Origin of the sequence: Pseudomonas sp. PDM15 (genome assembly GCF_014851565.1) — a bacterium.
GTDB lineage: Bacteria > Pseudomonadota > Gammaproteobacteria > Pseudomonadales > Pseudomonadaceae > Aquipseudomonas.
In genome coordinates, this window is sequence record NZ_JACVAA010000003.1 from 81,258 (window position 1) to 100,338 (window position 19,081).

A 19,081-nucleotide genomic window follows, 5' to 3' on the forward strand; every position below is an offset into this window, starting at 1 on the left:
AGCCAAGGACGCCGCCATGTTCCTTCGCAATCTGAAAATTGCCCCACGCGCCGGACTGGGTTTTGCCTCGCTGGCGCTGCTGATGCTGATCCTCGGTATGTTCTCGCTGCTGCAGATGGGCGAGATGCAGCGGCAGTCGGCCGACGTCAACGACAACTGGTTGCCGAGCATCCAGTCGGTCAACGAGATGAGCCAGAACATCCTGCGTATTCGCGCCTTGACCCTGCGCCTGATGGTCGACCGAGACCCGCAGAGCCTGAGCCAGAACGAGCAGCGCCTGCAGGACCTCAAGGGCGACCTGCTCACGATTCAGCAGCGTTACGAGAAGCTGATCAGCAGTGATCAAGAGCGTGCCGCATACCAGACCTTCGAGCAGGCCGAGAGCAATTATCTGCGCGAGCAGGAGCGGGTCATGGCGCATTCGCGCCAGGATCAGCTGGACGATGCGCTGGCGCTGGTTAACGGCCCGCTCGGTCAGCATGCCGAAGCAATGGCTAGTGCCCTGGATTCGCTGATCGACATCAACCAGCGTGGCGCCGAAACGGCTGCCGACGAGAGCGACGCCGCCTACGGCAGCGCCGTGCGCATGGTGCTCGGCATGCTGCTGGTGGCTGCGCTGGTGACCCTGGTGCTGGCCGTGATGCTCACGCGCAGTATCGTGCGGCCGCTGGTACAGGCGGTGGAGGTGGCCGAAGTGGTGGCCTCCGGCGATCTCAGTCGCGAGTTCGCCATCGACGGCAGTGACGAGCCCGCACAGCTGCTGACGGCGCTGAAGAATATGCAGCGCAACCTGCGCGAGACCATCCAGCACATCTCCGACTCCTCGCGGCAGCTGGCCTCGGCCTCCGAGGAACTGACGGCGGTGACCGAGGGTTCCACCCGCGGCCTGCATCAGCAGAATGCCGAGATCGAACAGGCGGCCACCGCGGTGAACCAGATGACCTCGGCTGTGGAGGAGGTGGCGCGCAATGCGGTGAGCACCTCGGAGGCCTCGCGCGAGTCGGATCGCAGCGCCCAGCATGGTCGCGAGCAGGTGCGCCAAACGGTGGACTCGATCGGCCAGCTGGCCGGCGATGTGACCGAGACCTCCACGCAGATCGGTCGTCTGGCCGAGCAGGTGCGCAGCATCAGCCAGGTGCTCGACGTGATCCGCTCCATCGCCGAGCAGACCAATTTGCTGGCGCTCAACGCCGCCATCGAAGCGGCGCGGGCAGGCGAGGCCGGGCGCGGTTTTGCCGTGGTGGCCGACGAGGTGCGCGCGCTGGCCCATCGCACCCAGCAGAGCACTCAGGAAATCGAGCAGATGATCGGTGGCATTCAGCAGGGCACGGAGCGGGCGGTCAGCGCCATGCACAACAGCACCCAGCGCACCGGCTCGACCCTGGCCCTGGCCCAGTCGGCCGGGCGCGCCCTGGACGAAATTGCCGAGGCCATCACCTCGATCAATGAACGTAACCTGGTGATCGCCAGCGCCTCGGAGGAACAGGCCCAGGTGGCTCGCGAGGTGGATCGCAATCTGGTGAACATCCGCGACCTGTCGCTGCAGACCTCAGCCGGCGCGAATCAGACCAGCGCCGCCAGCCAGGAGCTGTCGCGTCTGGCGGTCGGCCTCAATGGTCTGGTGGCGCGTTTCCGTATTTGAGCCGGTTGAAACGAAAACGGCGCCCGAGGGCGCCGTTTTTTCATGGCAGCTGCAATCAGCCCTTGTAGCGTTGCAGCACCAGGGTGGCGTTGGTGCCGCCGAAGCCGAAGCTGTTGCTCATCACGGTGTTGAGCTGGGCATCGCGGGTTTCGCGCAGGATCGGCATGTCGGCGACCTCCGTGTCCAGCTCGTCGATGTTGGCCGAGCCGGCGATGAAGCCGCCTTCCATCATCAGCATGCAGTAGATCGCTTCCTGCACGCCAGCGGCGCCCAGACTGTGCCCGGACAGGCTCTTGGTCGAGCTGATGGCCGGTGCCTTGTCGCCGAACACTTCGCGCACGCCGCGGATCTCCGCCACGTCGCCGACCGGGGTCGAGGTGCCGTGGGTGTTCAGGTAGTCAATCGGCGCATCGACGGTGGCCAGGGCCTGCTGCATGCAGCGGATGGCGCCTTCGCCGCTCGGTGCGACCATGTCGTAGCCGTCGCTCGTTGCGCCATAACCGACGATTTCCGCATAGATCTTGGCACCGCGCTTGAGGGCGTGCTCCAGTTCCTCGACCACCACCATGCCCCCGCCGCCGGCGATGACGAAGCCGTCACGTTTGGCGTCGTAGGCGCGCGAGGCTTTCTCGGGGGTCTCGTTGTACTGGGTGGAGAGGGCGCCCATGGCGTCGAACAGGCAGCTCTGGCTCCAGTGTTCTTCCTCGCCTCCGCCGGCGAAGACCACGTCCTGCTTGCCCAGCTGGATCTGTTCCATGGCCTGGCCGATGCAGTGCGCGCTGGTGGCGCAGGCCGAGGAGATGGAGAAGTTCACGCCCTTGATCTGGAAGGGGGTGGCCAGGCAGGCCGACACGGTGCTGCCCATAGTGCGGGTGACGCGGTATGGGCCGATGCGCTTGACGCCTTTCTCGCGCAGGGTGTCGATGGCTTCCATCTGGTTCAGCGTGGAGGCACCGCCGGAGCCGGCGATGAGGCCGGTGCGCGGGTTGGAGATCTGCTCCGGGGTCAGGCCGGAGTCGGCGATGGCTTTTTCCATCGACAGGTAGGCGTAGGCCGCGGCGTCGCCCATGAAACGCAGCACCTTGCGGTCGATCAGCTCTTCAAGGTTGAGGTCGATCGAGCCGGAAACGTGGCTGCGCAGACCCATCTCGGCGTAGGCCGGGTTGAAACGGATGCCCGCCTTGCCGGCACGCAGGCTGGCGGAGACGGTGTCTTTGTCATTGCCCAGGCAGGAAACGATGCCCAGACCGGTGATCACGACGCGACGCATGCGGATAACCCTTAGAAATTGTCAGTGGAGGTGAACAGGCCGACGCGCAAGCCTTCGGCACTGTAGATTTCGCGACCATCGACGCTGACGCTGCCATCGGCGATGGCCAGGATCAGCGAGCGGTTGATGGTGCGCTTGATGTGGATGTTGTAGGTGACTTTCTTCGCAGTGGGCAGCACCTGGCCAAAGAACTTCACTTCTCCCGAGCCCAGCGCGCGGCCGCGGCCGGGATTGCCCTGCCAGCCTAGGTGGAAGCCCACCAGTTGCCACATGGCGTCGAGGCCCAGGCAGCCCGGCATGACTGGGTCGCCTTCGAAGTGGCAGGCGAAGAACCAGAGGTCCGGATTGATGTCGAGTTCGGCGACGATCTCGCCCTTGCCGTACTTGCCGCCCGTGTCGCTGATATGAACGATGCGATCGATCATCAGCATGTTGGGGGCGGGCAACTGCGCATTACCTGGACCAAACAGTTCGCCGCGGCTGCAGGCGAGCAATTCTTCCCGGGTATAGGCGTTTTGCTGGGTCATGCGAACTCCTCAAATGGTCCCCTCGGTGGGGCTAAAGCTGTGCCGCGAATGTTCTTGTGTAGCGGCAGACTAGTCATAGACTGTTGCGTCCTGGTGAAAGTCACAGCCTGTTGTGAACACTTGTATACCGGATGAGTCTGACGCAAATCGTCCACGCTTAGTTCGCTGGGCCGATTCTAGTACTCCTGCTGCAGCGTCTGGTTGCGCTTGCCCAGCCAGCGCAGCAATACCCGTTCCAGGTCTGCACGCTTGAACGGCTTGGCCAGGTAATCGTTCATACCGGCCTGCAGGCAGGCCTCACGATCACCCTGCAGGGCATTGGCGGTCAATGCGATGATCGGAGTACTGCATTGCGGCGTCTGGCGGCGGATCTGCCGGGTGGCTTCGTACCCATCCATGACCGGCAGGCGGCAGTCCATCAGCACGGCGACGAAGCGCTGCGGGTCGAAATGCTGCACCGCCTGGGCGCCATCGCCGACCAGCTCGACCCGATAGCCCAGGCTGCGCAGCATGGCCTCGATCACCGTCTGGTTGACCGGGTTGTCTTCCACCAGCAGCACTTCCTGGCCTTCGCCGGACGGATGCTCGCTGCGCTCCTGTGGCTCGAGGCTGGGGCTGCTCAGGCAGAACGGCAGGGGAATCTCCAGGGTGAACACCGAGCCGCTGCCTTCCAGGCTGGTGGCATGTAGGGTGCCGCCCATGCGCTCGGCCAGGGTGCGGGCGATGGACAGGCCCAGGCCGGTACCGCCATAGCGCCGGGAGATCGAGGTGTCGGCCTGCTGGAAGGCATCGAACATATGCTCCAGGCGCTGCGGGGCGATGCCGATGCCGCTGTCGTGCACGGCGCAGGTGAACCACAGCACCTCATTATCCAGCGGCTGCCAGTGGGTCTCGATGCGGATGCCGCCTTCCTCGGTGAACTTCAGCGCATTGCCCAGCAGGTTGACCAGAATCTGGCGGATGCGCGTAGGGTCGCCCTGCACCTCGAACTTTTCCAGCCCCGGAGGGGTGTCCAGACGCAGGTAGAGGCCACGCTGGTGGGCGCTGTGCTGGAACACCTGGATCGAGCCCTGCAGCAGCTCCTGCAGGTTGAAGGGGATGCGCTCCAGCTCCAGGGCGCCGCGTTCGATGCGCGAGAAGTCGAGGATGTCGTTGATCACCTTGAGCAGGTGCTCGGTGGATTCGGTGGCCAGGGCCGCGTACTCCGCCTGCTCCTGGGTCATCTCGGTGGTTTCCAGCAGCTGCAGCATGCCCAGCACGCCATTCATCGGGGTGCGCAGCTCGTGGCTCATCATCGCCAGGAAGTCCGACTTGGCGCGGCTGGCCTGTTCGGCCTCCTCGCGGGTCTGGATCAACTGCTGCATGGCCTCGCGCTGCTCGCGGCTGGCGTTGTCCAGCTCCACCGCCAGGTTGTTGATGTGCCGGGCCAGGTCGCCCAGTTCACCGGTATCGCTCTCCGGCAGCTGGGTCTGGTAGTCGCCGGCCTTGATTGCCTCCACAGCCTCGCCCATGGCGCTGATCGGCTGGGCCAGACGCCGCGCCAGCTGGCGCGCGAGGAAGAAGGTCAGCAGCAGGGCGACCAGGGCCAGCACCGTGGCCTTGAGCAGGATTGCCTGCTGGCGACTGGTGAAGGCCTCGTCGGACATGCCGACCACCACCCGGCCCAAGTAGCCGTCAGGCTCGACGCCGTTCTCCTGACGGATCGGCGCATGGAAGATGCCGACTCGCGAGGCGCTCTGCTCGTTGTGCTGCTCGACGTAGACCAGAATGTTCTCGGCTCGGTCGCGCACCTCGAGGAAGCGCACGTTGGGGGTCTGCAGGGTGGCGCGTAGCAGGTTCTCCAGCACCTTGGTATCGCCGGCTGCGACGCCATGCACCGAGGCTGGCGCCAGCTGGTTGGCCATCAGCTGGCCGGCGTGGTTGATCTCCTGGCGCAGGTCTTCCAGGCGCGAATGGGTGAAGAAACCGGTCAGCAGCAGGGTCAGCAGCAGGGCCGGGCCGACGCTGATCAGCTGGGTGCGGGTGTGGATGTCCCAATTACGCCCGAACATCGGCCCACTCGTGCAGTCGCAGATAGAAGCCTGCCACGTCGACAGACTCGGGAGTTGCGCGCCGCGCGGCCCGGCAGTGTGGGCGCGGAAGTCGGCGGGGAAGGGATGTGAGCACGGAACGGCCTTGTTCTCTGGGCATGACTGCCGCATGTTAACCGAGAAGCCGAGCTTTGCCAGCGCACGCTCTGCGCGGCGGGTCACGCTGGGGACTGGTCGGTCGGCCGGGGCTTCGTGATAATGCGGCTTTCGCCATCTGGATGGCCTGTTTGGAACTCTTATGACCGAGCAACAACCTGTTGCAGTACTGGGCGGCGGCAGCTTCGGCACCGCCATCGCCAACCTCCTGGCCGCCAATGGCCAGCGCGTCCTGCAATGGATGCGCGACCCGGAGCAGGCCGAGGCGATGCGCACCCAGCGCGAGAACCCGCGCTACCTCAAGGGCATCAAGCTGCTGCCCGGCATTGAGCCGGTCACCGACCTGCCGGCCACCCTGGCGGCCTGTGAGCTGGTCTTCGTCGCCGTGCCTTCGTCGGCCCTGCGCAAGGTACTGCAGCCGATCGCTGACTCCCTGGCCGGCAAGCTGCTGGTCAGCACCACCAAGGGCATCGAGGCCGACGGCTTCAAACTGATGAGCCAGATCCTCGCCGAAGTGGCACCCCAGGCACGTATCGGTGTGCTGTCCGGCCCCAACCTGGCCCGTGAGATCGCCGAACACGCGCTGACCGCCTCGGTGATCGCTAGCGAGGACGATGAGCTCTGCCAGCGCGTTCAATCGGCCCTGCACGGCCGTACCTTCCGCGTTTATGCCAGCCGCGACAGCTTCGGCGTGGAGCTGGGCGGCGCACTGAAGAACGTCTACGCCATCATCGCCGGCATGGCCGCGGCCATGGGCATGGGCGAGAACACCAAGAGCATGCTGATCACCCGCGCCCTGGCGGAGATGACCCGCTTCGCCGTCAAGCTCGGCGCCAACCCCATGACCTTCCTCGGTCTGGCCGGGGTCGGTGACCTGATCGTCACCTGCTCCTCGCCGAAGAGCCGCAACTACCAGGTCGGCTATGCCCTGGGCGAGGGCCTCAGCCTGGAAGACGCGGTGGCGCGCCTGGGCGAGGTGGCCGAGGGCGTCAATACGCTCAAGGTGCTGAAGACCAAGGCCGAAGAGCTGCAGGTGTACATGCCGCTAGTGGCTGGGTTGCATGCCATTCTGTTCGAGGGCCGCACCCTGGCCCAGGTCATCGAGGCGCTGATGCGCGGCGAGCCGAAGACCGACGTGGATTTCATTTCCCCCAGCGGTTTCTGACCATCCAAGGAGAGCACCATGAGCGAACCGAACAAGGAACTGGAGCGCGAGTCCATCGCCCTGCGCATTCTGTGGATGGTGATCTTCGCCATCGTCTGGCAGCTGGCGGAGATCATTCTCGGCGGCGTGGTCCTGCTGCAGATTGGCTATCGCCTGTTCTACGGCGCGCCCAACGGCACTCTGCAGGGCTTTGGCGACAGCCTCAGCCAGTATCTGCAGCAGATCGGCCGCTTCGGCACCTTCAATAGCGAGGAGAAGCCCTGGCCATTCGCCGACTGGCCGACTCCACGTGCCCCGGAAGGCATCGAGCCGCACAGCATTCCGCCGGCGCCGCACCCCGTGCGCGACGAAGAGCCCAAGCTGTGACCCTCTGGCTGCTGCGCCACGGCGAGGCCGAACCGCGTGCGCGTAGCGACGCGGAGCGGGCCCTCACCGAGCGCGGCCGCAAGGAAGTGCGCAAGATCGCCGAGCACCTGCGTGGCCGGCAGCTGGCGCACATTCTGGTCAGTCCCTACCTGCGTGCCCAGCAGACGGCAGAGCTAGTGCGCGAGACCCTCGGCCTCACGCTGCCGCTGACCACGGTGGACTGGGCCACGCCGGATGACTCTCCGCGCTCGGCCGCCGACCGCTTCGAGCATTACCCAGGCGAGTGCCTGCTGGTCAGCCACAATCCGCTGCTCGGCAGCCTCTCCGGCTTTCTGCTGCATGGCAATCTGCAGCAACCCCTCGGTCTGCACACCGCCAGCCTGGTCGCCCTCGACGGCGACATCGTGCCTGGCCTGATGCACCTGGCTGGTCTGCATCACCCGCACTAGAGGGGTCCTGCGCTCCTGTAACATTTCTTCACTTGCCGCACCTCCTGACGCATGGAATATTCGACCAAGCAAGTGCTTGGTTGCTCCCTGTGACAAAAACAACAAACAAGGAGGCCCCGTGGCCAGTGCAGTCCGTTTGCCGCTCGAAGCGTTTTTCGAGCGCGAGTCGCGTCATCCCAACAAGACCTACCTGATCCAGCCTCTGGGCGGTGGTCGGGTGGAACAGCTGACCTGGGCCGAAGTCGGCGAGCAGGCGCGGCGTACTGCCAGCTGGCTGCGCAGCCTGGAGCTGCCGCAGGGCAGCAAGATATCGATCATTTCCAAGAACAGCGCGCACTGGATAGTCACCGATCTGGCCATCTGGATGGCCGGGCACGTCTCGGTGCCGCTGTATCCCAACCTCACCGCCGACTCGGTGCGCCAGGTGCTGGAGCATGCGGAAACGAAAGTGGTCTTTATCGGCAAGCTCGACGACTGGCCGGGGATGGCTCCCGGCGTGCCCGAGGGGGTCATCACCGTGGCTCTGCCGCTGCACGCCGAAGGCAGCTTCGACAAACAGTGGAGCGATCTGCAGGCCTGTGCGCCGATCCAGGACCAGCCGCGCAGCCAGCCCGACCAGCTCGCCACCATCATCTACACCTCCGGCACCACCGGCATGCCCAAGGGCGTCATGCACAACTTCGCCAACTTCGGTTTCACCGCCAGCCATGCCACCGAGCTGTTCGGTGTCGGCGAGCAGGACCGCGCGCTGTCCTACCTGCCGCTGTGCCACGTGGCCGAGCGCATGTTCGTCGAGCTCAACTCGCTGTACAGCGGCATGAGCGTGTTCTTCGCCGAGAGCCTCGACACCTTCCTCGACGACCTGCGCCGCGCGCGGCCGACGGTGTTCTTCGGCGTGCCGCGGATCTGGACCAAGTTCCAGATGGGCGTCTACTCGAAGATGCCGGCCCAGCGCCTCGATTTCCTCCTGTCCATCCCGCTGCTCGGTCGCCTGTTCGGGCGCAAGGTCCTGCGCGGGCTGGGGCTGGATGCGGTGCAGTTCGCCCTGTCCGGCGCCGCGCCGGTGCCCGACGCGCTGCTGGCCTGGTACCGCCGCCTGGGCCTGGAGCTGCAGGAGGTCTACGGCATGACCGAGAACTGCGGTTACTCGCACGTGTGCCGTCCCGGCAAGTTCAAGAAGGGCTGGATCGGCCAGAACAACCCGGGCACCGAGGTGCGCATCAGCGAGGAGGGCGAGGTGCTGGTGCGCAGCGGCTCGACCATGCAGGGCTATTACAAGGAGCCGGGCAAGACCGCCGAGGTGCTGACCGAGGACGGCTTCCTGCGCACTGGCGACAAGGGCGAGCAGGATGCCGAGGGCAACCTGCGCCTGACCGGGCGGATCAAGGAAATCTTCAAGACCAGCAAGGGTAAGTACGTGGCCCCGGCGCCGATCGAGAACCGCCTGGCCGTGCACAGCCATATCGAGCAGGTCTGCGTGGTCGGTGACGGCCTGCCGCAGCCGCTGGCCTTGTGCGTGCTGTCCGAGGCCGGGCGCAAGGAATCCCGCGAGCAGCTGGAGGGCAGCCTCAAGCGCCTGCTGGAGGAAACCAACCAAGTGCTGGACAAGCACGAGCAGCTCAACGGCCTGGTGTTGGTGCCAGAGGTGTGGGCGGTGGACAACGGCTTCCTGACGCCGACCCTGAAGATCAAGCGCGCCTCGGTGGAAACCGCCTACAGCCCCCACTTCGATGCCTGGGGCGAGCGCCGCGAAGGCGTGGTCTGGCACCAGCAGGTCGGCTAGTCACCTGCGCAGCTGGCGATCATCCAAGCCCGGTCATTGACCGGGCTTTTTTGTGGGAGCGCGATCCGGCATCGACAGGCCATGGCCGGTGCGCGCGCAAAAAAAAGCCCGGCCAAACCGGCCGGGCTAAGCACTACTCCGCAGGAGCGAAGGGGATCAGGCAATCTCTGCCAAAGCTTGAATCTGTTGCTGTGCAGCCACTTCGCCGATCACCAGGATCGCCGGGCTTTTCAGCTGGAAGTCATGGGCCGCCTGCTGCATGCCGGCCAGGGTGCTGCGACACTCGCGTTGCTGCGGCAGGGAGGCGTTCTCGATCATCGCCACCGGCATGTCGGCGCGCATGCCACCGGCCAGCAGGCTGTCGCGCACCTCGGGGAGCTTGGCCACGCCCATGTACACCACCAGGGTGGTGCCGCCCTGGGCCAGGGCCTGCCAGTTGAGACTGCTGTCGTCCTGGGTGTGGGCGGTGACCAGGGTCACGCCGCGGGCCACGCCGCGCAGGGTCAGGGGGATGCCGCAGTTGGTGGCACCGGCCAGGCCGGCGGTGATGCCATTGACCATCTCCACCTCGACGCCGTGTTCGGCCAGCCAGTCGGCTTCCTCGCTGCCGCGACCGAAGATGCACGGGTCGCCACCTTTCAGGCGCACCACACACTTGCCCTGGCGCGCATAGCGCAGCATCAGGCGGTGGATGAAGGCCTGCGGGGTAGAGCGGCAGCCGCCGCGCTTGCCCACCGGCACGACGCGGGCGTCCGGGCAGTGTTCCAGCACCGCCGGGTTGACCAGGTCGTCGATCATCACGATATCGGCCTGTTGCAGAGCCTTGACCGCCTTGAGAGTCAGCAATTCCGGATCGCCAGGGCCTGCGCCCACCAGCCAGACTTTTGCATTCATGGTTCTACTCCTCAGGCTTCCACGGCGACGGCGGCCACGTGGGTGACCAGCAGTCGTTTGATTTCCGGCACGCACGAGCCGCAGCTGGTGCCGCATTTCAGCTCGCGCTTGAGCCCGTCCAGGTCCAGGCCGCGCTCGATACCGGCGCACACCGCGTCCTGGCTGACGTTCATGCAGTTGCACAGCACCTTGCTGGCCTTCATGCCGCCACCCGGCGGGGTGGCCAGCGGGGCGAGCAGCCAGCGCCGCAGGTCGGCATCGGTGCTGCCCTGTTCCCACAGGCCCTTGAGCCAGTCGCGGGCGGCGGTCTCTCCGGCCAGCCGCACGGCGACGATGCGTCCGTCCTCGATGCGCACGCGCTTGCCCACGCGGCGCTTGGCGTCGTCATAGGCCAGCACCGGGCCGTGGTCGACGCCGAGCAGGCTGTCGATCTCGGCCAGCAACTCGGCATCCGGCGCCGCCTCGGCAGCAGCCTTGATCAGCAGGGCCGGGCGCTGCTCGCGGCCGGTCGGCGTCAGGCTGGCGTAGGCGAACTGCTCGAACAGCGGGCGCAGGGCCTCGAAGCGGCTCTGCACATCGCCTTCGATCAGGGCGAAGAACTGCCAGGGCAGCTCGGCCCTGGCCACGTCGACGCCGCTGATCTTCAGTTCCGGCTGCTTGGACAGCGGGTCGAACGCTGGCTGGGTCAGCACGTTGGTGCCCAGGCCCTTGAGGAAGCGGTCGCCCCAGTGCATCGGCAGATAAGCCTGACCAGGCTGCAGGGCTTCGTCGGCCTGCACCGGCAGGATCAGGCCGCCGCGGCGGCTGCGCAGGTGGATCAGCTCCCCGGCGTGCAGGCCACGGCGCTTGAGCTCGTCCGGATGCAGGCCGAGCACCGCTTCCGGCGCGTGGCCGAACAGCCGTGCGGCGGTGCCGGTGCGGCTCATGCCGTGCCATTGGTCACGCAGGCGCCCGGTATTGAGCAGCAGCGGGAAGTCGCTCTCCTGGCGTTCCCTGGCCGGTACGAACGGATCGGCGACGAAGCGTGCGCGGCCGCTGGCGGTGGGGAAGATGCCGTTCCCGTACAGACGCGCGGTGCCCTGCTGGGCACCGGCCGGGAAGGGCCATTGTTGTGGACCTTGGTTGTCCAGGATCGCGTAGCTGAGACCGGAGAGGTCCAGGTCGCGGCCCTGGGTCAGGTGCTTGTATTCCTCGAACAGCGCTTGCGCGCTGGCGAAGTCGAACAGGCTTGGCAGGCCGGGGCGGAGCTGTTGTTCCAGGCGGCGGGCGAAGTCACAGACGATCGCCCAATCCGGCCGCGCCTCTGCGGGCGCTGGCACGGCGCGGCGCACGTGGGTCACGCGCCGCTCGGAGTTGGTCACGCTGCCTTCTTTTTCTCCCCAGCTGGCGGCTGGGAGCAGGAGGTCGGCGTAGTGGCAGGTTTCGGTGGTGAAGAAGGCCTCCTGCACCACCACGAAGGGGCAGGCGGCCAGGGCCTCGTGGACCTTCTGCTGGTCCGGCAGGGATTGGGCCGGGTTGGTGCAGGCGATCCACAGGGCCTTGATCTTGCCGACGCGCACCGCCTCGAAGAGTTCGATGGCGGAGAGGCCGGTGCTCTCCGGCAAGCCGTCGACGCCCCAGTAACGGGCGACTTCGGCGCGGTGCTCGGCATTGCCGGCCTCGCGGTGGCCCGGCAGCAGGTTGCTCAGGCTGCCGGTCTCGCGGCCGCCCATGGCATTGGGCTGGCCGGTGAGAGAGAAGGGCCCGGCGCCGACCTTGCCGATCTGGCCGGTGGCCAGGTGCAGGTTGATCAGCGCGCTGTTCTTGGCGCTGCCTGCCGTGGACTGGTTGAGGCCCATGCACCATAGCGAGAGGAAGGCCGGCGAACGGCCGATCAGTGCGGCGGCGCGGCGCAGGTCGGCCTCGTCGATGCCGCACAGACGCGCCACTTCGCTCGGCGGGTAGTCGGCGGCCAGCTCGCGCAGGGCTTCGAAGCCTTCGGTGTGAGCCTCGATATAGGTGAGGTCATAGTCGCCATTGATCAGCAGCAGGTGCAGCAGGCCATGGAACAGCGCCACGTCTGTGCCCGGTGCGATCGCCAGGTGCAGGTCGGCCAGGTCGCAGGTATCGGTGCGCCGCGGGTCGACGACGATGATCTGCATCTCCGGCCGCGCGGCCTTGGCTGCCTCCAGGCGACGGAACAGGATCGGATGGGCGTAGGCCATGTTGCTGCCGGCGATCAGCAGGCAGTCGGCCTGTTCGATGTCTTCGTAGCTGCAGGGCGGGGCATCGGCGCCCAGGCTGCGCTTGTAGCCGACCACGGCCGAGCTCATGCACAGGCGCGAGTTGCTGTCGATGTTGTTGGTGCCGACCAGGGCGCGCGCCAGCTTGTTGAAGGCGTAGTAGTCCTCGGTCAGCAACTGGCCGGAGATATAGAAGGCGACGCTGTCCGGGCCGTGCTCGCGGATGGTTTCGGCGAACACATTGGCGGCGTGGTCGAGGGCGCTGTCCCAGCTGCTGCGGGCGCGGGCCAGGCCCTTGCCCAGGCGCAGCTCGGGGTACAGGGCGCGGGCATCCAGGTCGCCGGTCAGGTGAAGGGTCGAGCCCTTGCTGCACAGTTTCCCGTGATTCGCCGGATGGCTGGGGTCACCCTGCACGCCGAGGATCTTCGTACCGTCGTGCTCGATCAGCACGCCACAGCCCACGCCGCAGTAGCAGCAGGTGGCCGCGGTAATCTGGGTGGCGGATTGCAGGGCAGCTTCAGGCACGGGCGGCACCTTCGCTCGCGCTCAGACCGGCCGCACGGATGCCCGCCGCTTCGATACTGGCCTTGCCGAACATCAGGTGATCGCGCACGCCACTGATGTCGGCGCCGCCGCAGATCTGCTGGAAGTACCAGCTGCCGTCCAGGGTGTCGCCGTACAGGCAGCCGCCGACCAGCACGTCGTCCTTGATCACCAGCTTCTTGTACACGCTGCCGATGGGGTCGGAGAGGGTGATGGTCTCGGTGTCATCACCGCCCATGAAATCGCCGGCGGAGAACAGATCGATGCCGGTGACCTTGAGCTTGGTGGAAATCACCGAGCCCTGGTAGCGGGCGGTGCCGAGCATGGCCAGGTGGTTGGCGCAGACCTTGGCCTGCTCGAACAGCGGGGCGACCAGGCCGTAGGCGATGCCACGATGGTTGGCGCACTCGCCGACCGCGTAGACGCGCGGGTCGTAGGTCTGCAGGCAGTCGTCGACCTGGATGCCGCGGTTGCAGGGAATGCCCGCCTTTTCCGCCAGCTCGGTGTTGGGGCGCACGCCGGCGGCCATCACCACCAGGTCGGCGGGAATCACGTCTCCACCCTTGAACTGCACGGCACAGACGCGGCCGGTGCCGTAGTCGAGCAGCTCGTCGGTCTGCTCGCTGAGGCGGAAGCGGATGCCGCGGGCTTCCAGCGCCTGCTTCAGCAGCTCGCCAGCGGTCTTGTCCAACTGGCGCTCGAGCAGCCAGTCGGCCAGGTGCACCACGGTCACGTCCATGCCGCGCTGGCGCAGGCCATTGGCCGCCTCAAGGCCAAGCAGGCCGCCACCGATGACCACCGCGTGGCTGTGGGTGCGGGCGGCCTGCATCATTTGTTCGGTGTCGGCGATGTCGCGGTAGGCGATCACGCCCTCCAGGCGGTTGCCCGGTACCGGCAGGATGAAGGGATTGGAGCCGGTGGCCAGGATCAGGCGGTCGTACTGGGCGCTGCTGCCGTCGTCGGCGATCACCACACGCTTCTTGCGGTCGATGCTCACGACCTTGCGCCCCAGACGCAGGTCGATGCCGTGCTGTTCGTACCAGTCGAGGCCGTTGAGCACGATATCGTCGAAGCTCTGCTCGCCGGCCAGAACCGGGGACAGCAGGATGCGGTTGTAGTTGGGGTGCGGCTCGGCGCCGAACACGGTGATCTCGTACAGGTCGGGGGCGAGCTTGAGCAGCTCCTCGAGGGTTCTGACGCCGGCCATGCCGTTGCCTACCATCACCAGCTTGAGTTTGTTCATGCCGGTTCTCTCCTGTTGATCACGGAAAATTGTCCGGGGCATGCCCCGCGACGACTCGAACATTGGCGGCTGCCGTGGGCAGGCCATAAAGCAAAAAAGGCGTCCCGCTAGTTGCCTAGCGAGGACGCCTTTGTCCTGGTCCCGATCTGCCGGGAAGCACTGCCTTCTACGTTGACGGCGATGCTTTTATGTAATGTCGATTTCTCTTTTGCAGGGCGCGTGCCAACTCTGCGGAGGCTGTGTTTTCTGGGATTCTTGCCGGGTTTTGACGGTTATTTGGGCCTTGTGCGCACCCGATTAAAGCGGTGCTGCGTCGTTGTGGTGCGGTTTGCTGATGAAACCGAATTGTGGGAGCGGCTGCACCGGCTCTACAGCAGGGCCACCAGCAGGATCAGGTTGAGCAGCAGTGAACCCAGCGCCACGCCACGCCAGACCTTCAGCGGTTCGCGCTCCAGCAGCGGACGTGGGCGTACGTTGAGCGCCTGGCGTTCGCCCTGTTCCAGGCTGAGCAGCCACTCTTCGGCGGTCTCGAAGCGCTCCTGCGGGTTGGCCGCCACCGCGCGCAGCAGGCAGTCGTCGAGCCAGCTCGGCAGGTCCGGGCGGTAGCGGCTGGGCGCGGCGGGGGTGCCGAAGCGCGGATGCTGGAACGCCTCGATCTCGCCGTACGGATAGTGGCCGGTGAGCAGGCGGTAGAGGGTGACGCCGGCGGAGTAGAGATCCTGCTGGCGATCCGGGGCGATGCCGGCGAAGGCTTCCGGGGCGATGTAGCTGGGCGTGCCAGGCAGGGCGTGCTGCTCGTCACGGGACAGGCCGGGGCAGTAGGCCAGACCGAAGTCGAGCAGGCGCAGCTCGCCGTCGTCGCACCACAGCAGGTTCTCCGGCTTGATGTCGCGGTGCAGGATGTTGCGACGGTGCAGCAGGCCCAGAGCCTTGAGCAGGCGCGGCGCCAGGTCCAGCCATTCCGGCAGGCCCAGCGGGCCGCTCAGGCGCAGGTGTTCAGCCAGGGTCTGGCCGGCGTATTCGCGCTGCACGTAGTAGAGATGCTGGCGCTGCGGCAGCGGATGGACCTCGGGGAAGTGGCGCCCGGCCACGCGGCGCAGGAACCATTCCTCCAGCAGCAGGGCCGGGCCGGCCTGGGTTTCGTCATGGCGGCTGTTCGGCAGGGTCTTGAGCAGCCAGCGTCGTGCCTGGCCATCTCGCACCCGGTACACCAGAGACTGGCGCGACTCGGCCAGCACGCGCTCGATCTGCCAGCCCTCGAACTCCTGGCCCTCGCGCAACTTGGGTGGCATCGGCCACTGCTGGAGCTGAGCCAGGGTGTCGGCCAGGTCGTTGTCCGGCAGCTCGTCGACCTGCACCAGCACGGCGCTGGCATTGTCCTGGCTACCGGCCAGATGGGCGGCGGCCACCAGCGCTTGGCAGGCGGCGGTGGCATCGCTTTCGTCCTGAAGCAGGCTGCGGATGCCGGAGTCGCCGAGGGTCGACCACACCCCGTCGCTGACCAGCAGGTAGCGCTCGCCCTCGCGCAGCTCGCCCTCCAGGTAGTCCACTACCAAATGCTGATCCAGGCCCATGGCGCGCTTGAGCACGTGCTGCATGCCCGGCTGTTCCCATACATGGTCCTCGCTGAGGCGCTCCAGCTGGCCGGAGTGGAAGCGATAGACGCGGCAGTCGCCGACATGCGCGAGGGTGAAACGACGCCCGCGCAAGACCAGAGCGGAGAGGGTGGTGAGCAGCGGTTGGCCGCCACCATTGGCCTGCAGCCAGCGGTTGTGCGCCACCAGCAGGCGATCCAGCGATTGCGCCACGGCCCAGGTTTCCGGCGTGGCGTAGTAATCCAGCGCCAGGGCCTGCAGGGTGGCGCGGGCCGCCAGGCCGCCATCGGCGCACTGGCTGACGCCATCGGCCAGGGCGAACAGGAAGCCCTTGCTGGCCGCAAGGGTCGGCGCCGGAGTGACTACGCGGATGGCGTCCTGATTCTCCGTGCGCGGGCCGGTGGCGGTGGCTTCGCCGAAGCTCAGTTGCAGGGCCATCGGGCGCTCCTGTGGCGGGACATGATGAAGGGCGCCGTGGCGCCCCTTGGGTATTCAAGTCGGTTGAGACAAAGGCTGAGCCGGCGCGGCTCCCAGGAGTGTTGCCACTCCACCTTTCCTGACCAGTGCGAGGAGTCTGTTGCCAGCCCCGCCTTTGTCGCAACCGTCCTGCGCAAACGCCGGGCGCACGAGGCGCCCGGCGGGTGGATCAGACGCGGGCGGCGGTGACTGCTGCTGAGCCCCAGGTGGTGCGCCAGCGCAGCTTGACGCCATGCAGGCCGAACCAGGCCAGCACGCCGAGGCTGGCGAACAGCCACAGGCCCAGCTGGTAGTCGCCGGTGGCCTGCTTGATGGCGCCGAGGCCCGCGGTCAGGCAGAAGCCGCCGATGCCGCCGGCCATGCCGATCAGTCCGGTCATCACGCCGATCTCCTTGCGGAAGCGCTGCGGCACCAGTTGGAACACCGCACCGTTGCCGGCGCCCAGGCTGAGCATGGCGGCCACGAACAGGCCGAGGGCGGCGTAGGCGCTGGGCAGGTTGAAGCCGACCGCGGCGATGCAGATAGAGGCGCAGGTGTACATCACCAGCAACGAGCGGATGCCGCCGATGCGGTCAGCCAGGGCGCCGCCCAGCGGGCGCATCATGCTGCCGGCGAATACGCAGGCGGCGGTGTAATAGCCGGCTTTCACCGGATCGAAGCCGTACTGGTCGTGGAAGTAGCCGGGCAGGGTGCTGGCCAGGCCGAGGAAACCACCGAAGGTGATGCTGTAGAAGAACATGAACCACCAGCTGTCGCGGTCGCCGAGTGCCTTGAGGTAGTCGGCCATGGACTTGGGCGTCGGGCGCTCGGGAGCGTTCTTGGCCACGCTGGCGAAGATGATCAGGGTCAGCACCAGCGGGATCAGCGCCAGTCCGAACACGTTGCCCCAGCCGAAGGCAGCGGCCAGGCCTGGCGCGAACAGGGCGGTGAGCACGGTGCCGGAGTTGCCGGCACCGGCGATGCCCATGGCCTTGCCCTGGTGTTGCGGCGGGTACCACTGGGACGCCAGCGGCAGGGCCACGGCGAAGGAGGCGCCGGCGAAGCCGAGGAACAGGCCGAGCAGCAGGGCCTGCTCGTAGCTATGGATGCCCATCTGCCAGGCGACGGCGAGAGCGGCGATGACAATCACCTGGCCGATCAGGCCGGCGGTCTTCGGCGAGGTGCGGTCGGCCAGCAGGCCCATAATGAAGCGCAGCACGGCGCCAGCCAGGATCGGCGTGGCCACCATCATGGCGCGTTGTTGGGTGGTCAGGCCCAGGTCGGTGGCGATCTGCACGCCCAGCGGGCCGAGCACGTACCAGATCATGAAGCTCAGGTCGAAATAGAGGAACGCGGCGAACAGCGTCGGTGCGTGGCCGGCTTTCCAGAAACTTGTATTCATCCAACACCTCATCATCGAGAAAGAGTCCCGCGGGTTGCGCGGCGCCGTGATCGTGGGCACCTTGCCGAACAACCCTTGGGAGAAGCCCGGAGCTTGTGGCGCCAGGCCCCGTGGCCGAAGCCACAGACAGGTTGAGAGAGTTACCGGCTGGCGCCCGGATCGCGGCCCGCCAACCGCCCCATTCGCTGGGGCTGAAACGCAAAAAGCGCCGCACCACTGACCGCCTGAGCGGAAGAGGTGCGACGCCTTTGTCGTATCGGTGGCAACCGCCGTTGGATGCCTGTGACAGGGCTTGAGCAAGACTCGGGCCAAGCCTCTGGAAACATGGAAATTAGTGGTTCAGGCGGATGTATGGTCAGGCTGGTGGATCATTGCGGTGCGAAGAGGAAGTTATGCGCACTGACTTGAGGCGAGGTTGCCTGCGCAAAGGGGCAACATCATCGATCTGCTAGAGAGTCCCACCAAACGACTCTCTAGGAGAGTGATATCGTGCACCTCCAAAGCTACTATGGCCACGTATAGCGCCCCAACAATTGAGCTGTTTATGTACAAGCAATCAACCGGCTCAGCGGCCATTTCCAGAGTAATCCAGGTTTCTTGGCTGCGGGCAATGATGGGGCTGAAGTCAGAGTCCCGGGGCACGCGGCTGGGATACTTGTGGTGGATCATTGAGCCGGCGATGCATCTGGCGGTCTACTATCTCGCCTTCGGGGTGCTGCTTAAGCATGGTGGCGATGATTACGTCGCCTTTCTGTTGATTGGAGTCGTGCACTGGCTCTGGTTCTCCAAGAGCATCATGAATGCCAGCCAGTCGATTCTGGTTGGCCGCGGCCTGATACTCCAGCTACCGCTTCACACCAGCATCTTCCCACTGGCCGAAGTTTTTAGAGATCTGATCAAGCAGATTCTGGTCGTAGTGATCTTGATGCTGATCCTCAGCATCATGGGCTATTTTCCGACGGCGTACTGGCTCTGCTATCCAGCTCTTTTCTTGCTGCAGGCTATGCTGATTCTCCCCTGCGCGGGGCTTGTCGCCGCGCTCATGCCCTTCATTCCGGACCTGCGGGTGATAGTTCCTGCGTGTCTGCAGCTCGCCATGTTCCTCTCGGGTGTGTTCTTTTCGGGCGACCTAGTCCCGGAAAGCTTCCACTGGGCTCTGAACTTCAATCCTGTTTATCTGCTGCTTGAGGCCTACAGGGATATTCTGATCAGACAGCAACAGCCCGAATGGTACATGTTGGCTAACCTCCTTGCAGCGCTCCTGTTGTTCAATGTGCTCGTGATGGCGCTGTTCGGGCGCTACAACCGGCAGTACGCCCGAATCATTCAGGAGTGAGG

At 65.9% G+C, this 19,081-nt stretch carries 13 protein-coding genes and 1 pseudogene; 6 read left to right on the top strand and 8 right to left on the bottom strand.

Annotation, left to right across the window (positions count from 1 at the left end):
* Positions 1–16: 16 nt before the first annotated feature.
* Entirely contained in the window at positions 17–1,642 is a 1,626-nt protein-coding gene (locus IB232_RS08370; RefSeq protein WP_192398060.1) for a methyl-accepting chemotaxis protein, read from the top strand.
* Positions 1,643–1,697: 55 nt separating this feature from the next.
* Here the strand turns inward: IB232_RS08370 and fabB are convergent, their stop codons facing one another.
* The 3 genes from fabB to IB232_RS08385 all read right to left on the bottom strand — a co-directional run bounded on the left by fabB (position 1,698) and on the right by IB232_RS08385 (position 5,490).
* On the bottom strand, positions 1,698–2,912 hold the full coding sequence (gene fabB, locus IB232_RS08375; protein WP_192398061.1) for a beta-ketoacyl-ACP synthase I: 1,215 nt from the start codon (positions 2,910–2,912) through the stop codon (positions 1,698–1,700).
* 11 nt (positions 2,913–2,923) lie between these two features.
* The gene (fabA, locus tag IB232_RS08380) at positions 2,924–3,439 is read right to left on the bottom strand and encodes a 3-hydroxyacyl-[acyl-carrier-protein] dehydratase FabA (RefSeq protein WP_192398062.1); all 516 of its coding nucleotides are present in this window, start codon (positions 3,437–3,439) and stop codon (positions 2,924–2,926) included.
* Between the two features lie 176 nt (positions 3,440–3,615).
* Complete coding sequence (locus tag IB232_RS08385) at positions 3,616–5,490, bottom strand: ATP-binding protein (protein WP_192398063.1); 1,875 nt, start codon at positions 5,488–5,490, stop codon at positions 3,616–3,618.
* A gap of 277 nt (positions 5,491–5,767) precedes the next feature.
* Here IB232_RS08385 and IB232_RS08390 point away from each other — a divergent pair, with 277 nt between their 5' ends.
* From IB232_RS08390 to IB232_RS08405, 4 genes are all read left to right on the top strand, one after another.
* Positions 5,768–6,790, top strand: coding sequence for an NAD(P)H-dependent glycerol-3-phosphate dehydrogenase (locus IB232_RS08390; RefSeq protein ID WP_192398064.1), 1,023 nt, complete (start codon positions 5,768–5,770; stop codon positions 6,788–6,790).
* 18 nt (positions 6,791–6,808) lie between these two features.
* The gene (locus IB232_RS08395; RefSeq protein WP_137973310.1) at positions 6,809–7,156 is read left to right on the top strand and encodes a DUF4389 domain-containing protein; all 348 of its coding nucleotides are present in this window, start codon (positions 6,809–6,811) and stop codon (positions 7,154–7,156) included.
* Positions 7,153–7,605, top strand: coding sequence for a phosphohistidine phosphatase SixA (gene sixA, locus IB232_RS08400; protein ID WP_192398065.1), 453 nt, complete (start codon positions 7,153–7,155; stop codon positions 7,603–7,605). Before IB232_RS08395 ends, sixA begins: the two co-directional genes overlap by 4 nt.
* Positions 7,606–7,723: 118 nt before the next feature.
* A complete protein-coding gene (locus tag IB232_RS08405) occupies positions 7,724–9,388 on the top strand; it encodes an AMP-binding protein (protein WP_192398066.1) in 1,665 nt (554 codons plus the stop codon).
* A 156-nt stretch (positions 9,389–9,544) separates the two neighbouring features.
* On the opposite strand, the gene cobA is transcribed toward IB232_RS08405, so the two are convergent.
* The 5 genes and pseudogenes from cobA to IB232_RS08430 form a co-directional block, all read right to left on the bottom strand.
* Positions 9,545–10,282: a uroporphyrinogen-III C-methyltransferase gene (gene cobA / locus IB232_RS08410; protein WP_192398067.1), complete on the bottom strand. Its 738-nt coding sequence runs from the start codon at positions 10,280–10,282 to the stop codon at positions 9,545–9,547.
* Positions 10,283–10,293: 11 nt separating this feature from the next.
* Positions 10,294–13,014 carry a nitrate reductase gene (locus tag IB232_RS08415; protein ID WP_192398710.1) on the bottom strand — a complete coding sequence of 907 codons (2,721 nt, stop codon included), beginning with the start codon at positions 13,012–13,014 and terminating at the stop codon, positions 10,294–10,296.
* Between the two features lie 28 nt (positions 13,015–13,042).
* Positions 13,043–14,290, bottom strand: a pseudogene (locus tag IB232_RS08420) (NAD(P)/FAD-dependent oxidoreductase); the annotation flags it as partial.
* 368 nt (positions 14,291–14,658) lie between these two features.
* Entirely contained in the window at positions 14,659–16,323 is a 1,665-nt protein-coding gene (locus IB232_RS08425) for a bifunctional protein-serine/threonine kinase/phosphatase (RefSeq protein ID WP_192398068.1), read from the bottom strand.
* 208 nt (positions 16,324–16,531) lie between these two features.
* Positions 16,532–17,743, bottom strand: a complete 1,212-nt coding sequence (locus IB232_RS08430) for an MFS transporter (protein ID WP_192398069.1) — start codon at positions 17,741–17,743, stop codon at positions 16,532–16,534.
* Between the two features lie 544 nt (positions 17,744–18,287).
* Between IB232_RS08430 and IB232_RS08435 the strand changes: the two genes are divergently transcribed.
* Positions 18,288–19,079: an ABC transporter permease gene (locus tag IB232_RS08435; protein WP_192398070.1), complete on the top strand. Its 792-nt coding sequence runs from the start codon at positions 18,288–18,290 to the stop codon at positions 19,077–19,079.
* Positions 19,080–19,081: the final 2 nt, after the last annotated feature.

Bases quoted from the DNA above. Each gene is read 5' to 3' on its own strand.
- fabB (WP_192398061.1), bottom strand. From the start codon at position 2,912: ATGCGTCGCGTCGTGATCACCGGTCTGGGCATCGTTTCCTGCCTGGGC.
- IB232_RS08395 (WP_137973310.1), top strand. From the start codon at position 6,809: ATGAGCGAACCGAACAAGGAACTGGAGCGCGAGTCCATCGCCCTGCGC.
- IB232_RS08425 (WP_192398068.1), bottom strand. From the start codon at position 16,323: ATGGCCCTGCAACTGAGCTTCGGCGAAGCCACCGCCACCGGCCCGCGC.
- IB232_RS08385 (WP_192398063.1), bottom strand. From the start codon at position 5,490: ATGTTCGGGCGTAATTGGGACATCCACACCCGCACCCAGCTGATCAGC.
- IB232_RS08430 (WP_192398069.1), bottom strand. From the start codon at position 17,743: ATGAATACAAGTTTCTGGAAAGCCGGCCACGCACCGACGCTGTTCGCC.
- IB232_RS08370 (WP_192398060.1), top strand. From the start codon at position 17: ATGTTCCTTCGCAATCTGAAAATTGCCCCACGCGCCGGACTGGGTTTT.
- IB232_RS08435 (WP_192398070.1), top strand. From the start codon at position 18,288: ATGTACAAGCAATCAACCGGCTCAGCGGCCATTTCCAGAGTAATCCAG.
- IB232_RS08390 (WP_192398064.1), top strand. From the start codon at position 5,768: ATGACCGAGCAACAACCTGTTGCAGTACTGGGCGGCGGCAGCTTCGGC.
- cobA (WP_192398067.1), bottom strand. From the start codon at position 10,282: ATGAATGCAAAAGTCTGGCTGGTGGGCGCAGGCCCTGGCGATCCGGAA.
- fabA (WP_192398062.1), bottom strand. From the start codon at position 3,439: ATGACCCAGCAAAACGCCTATACCCGGGAAGAATTGCTCGCCTGCAGC.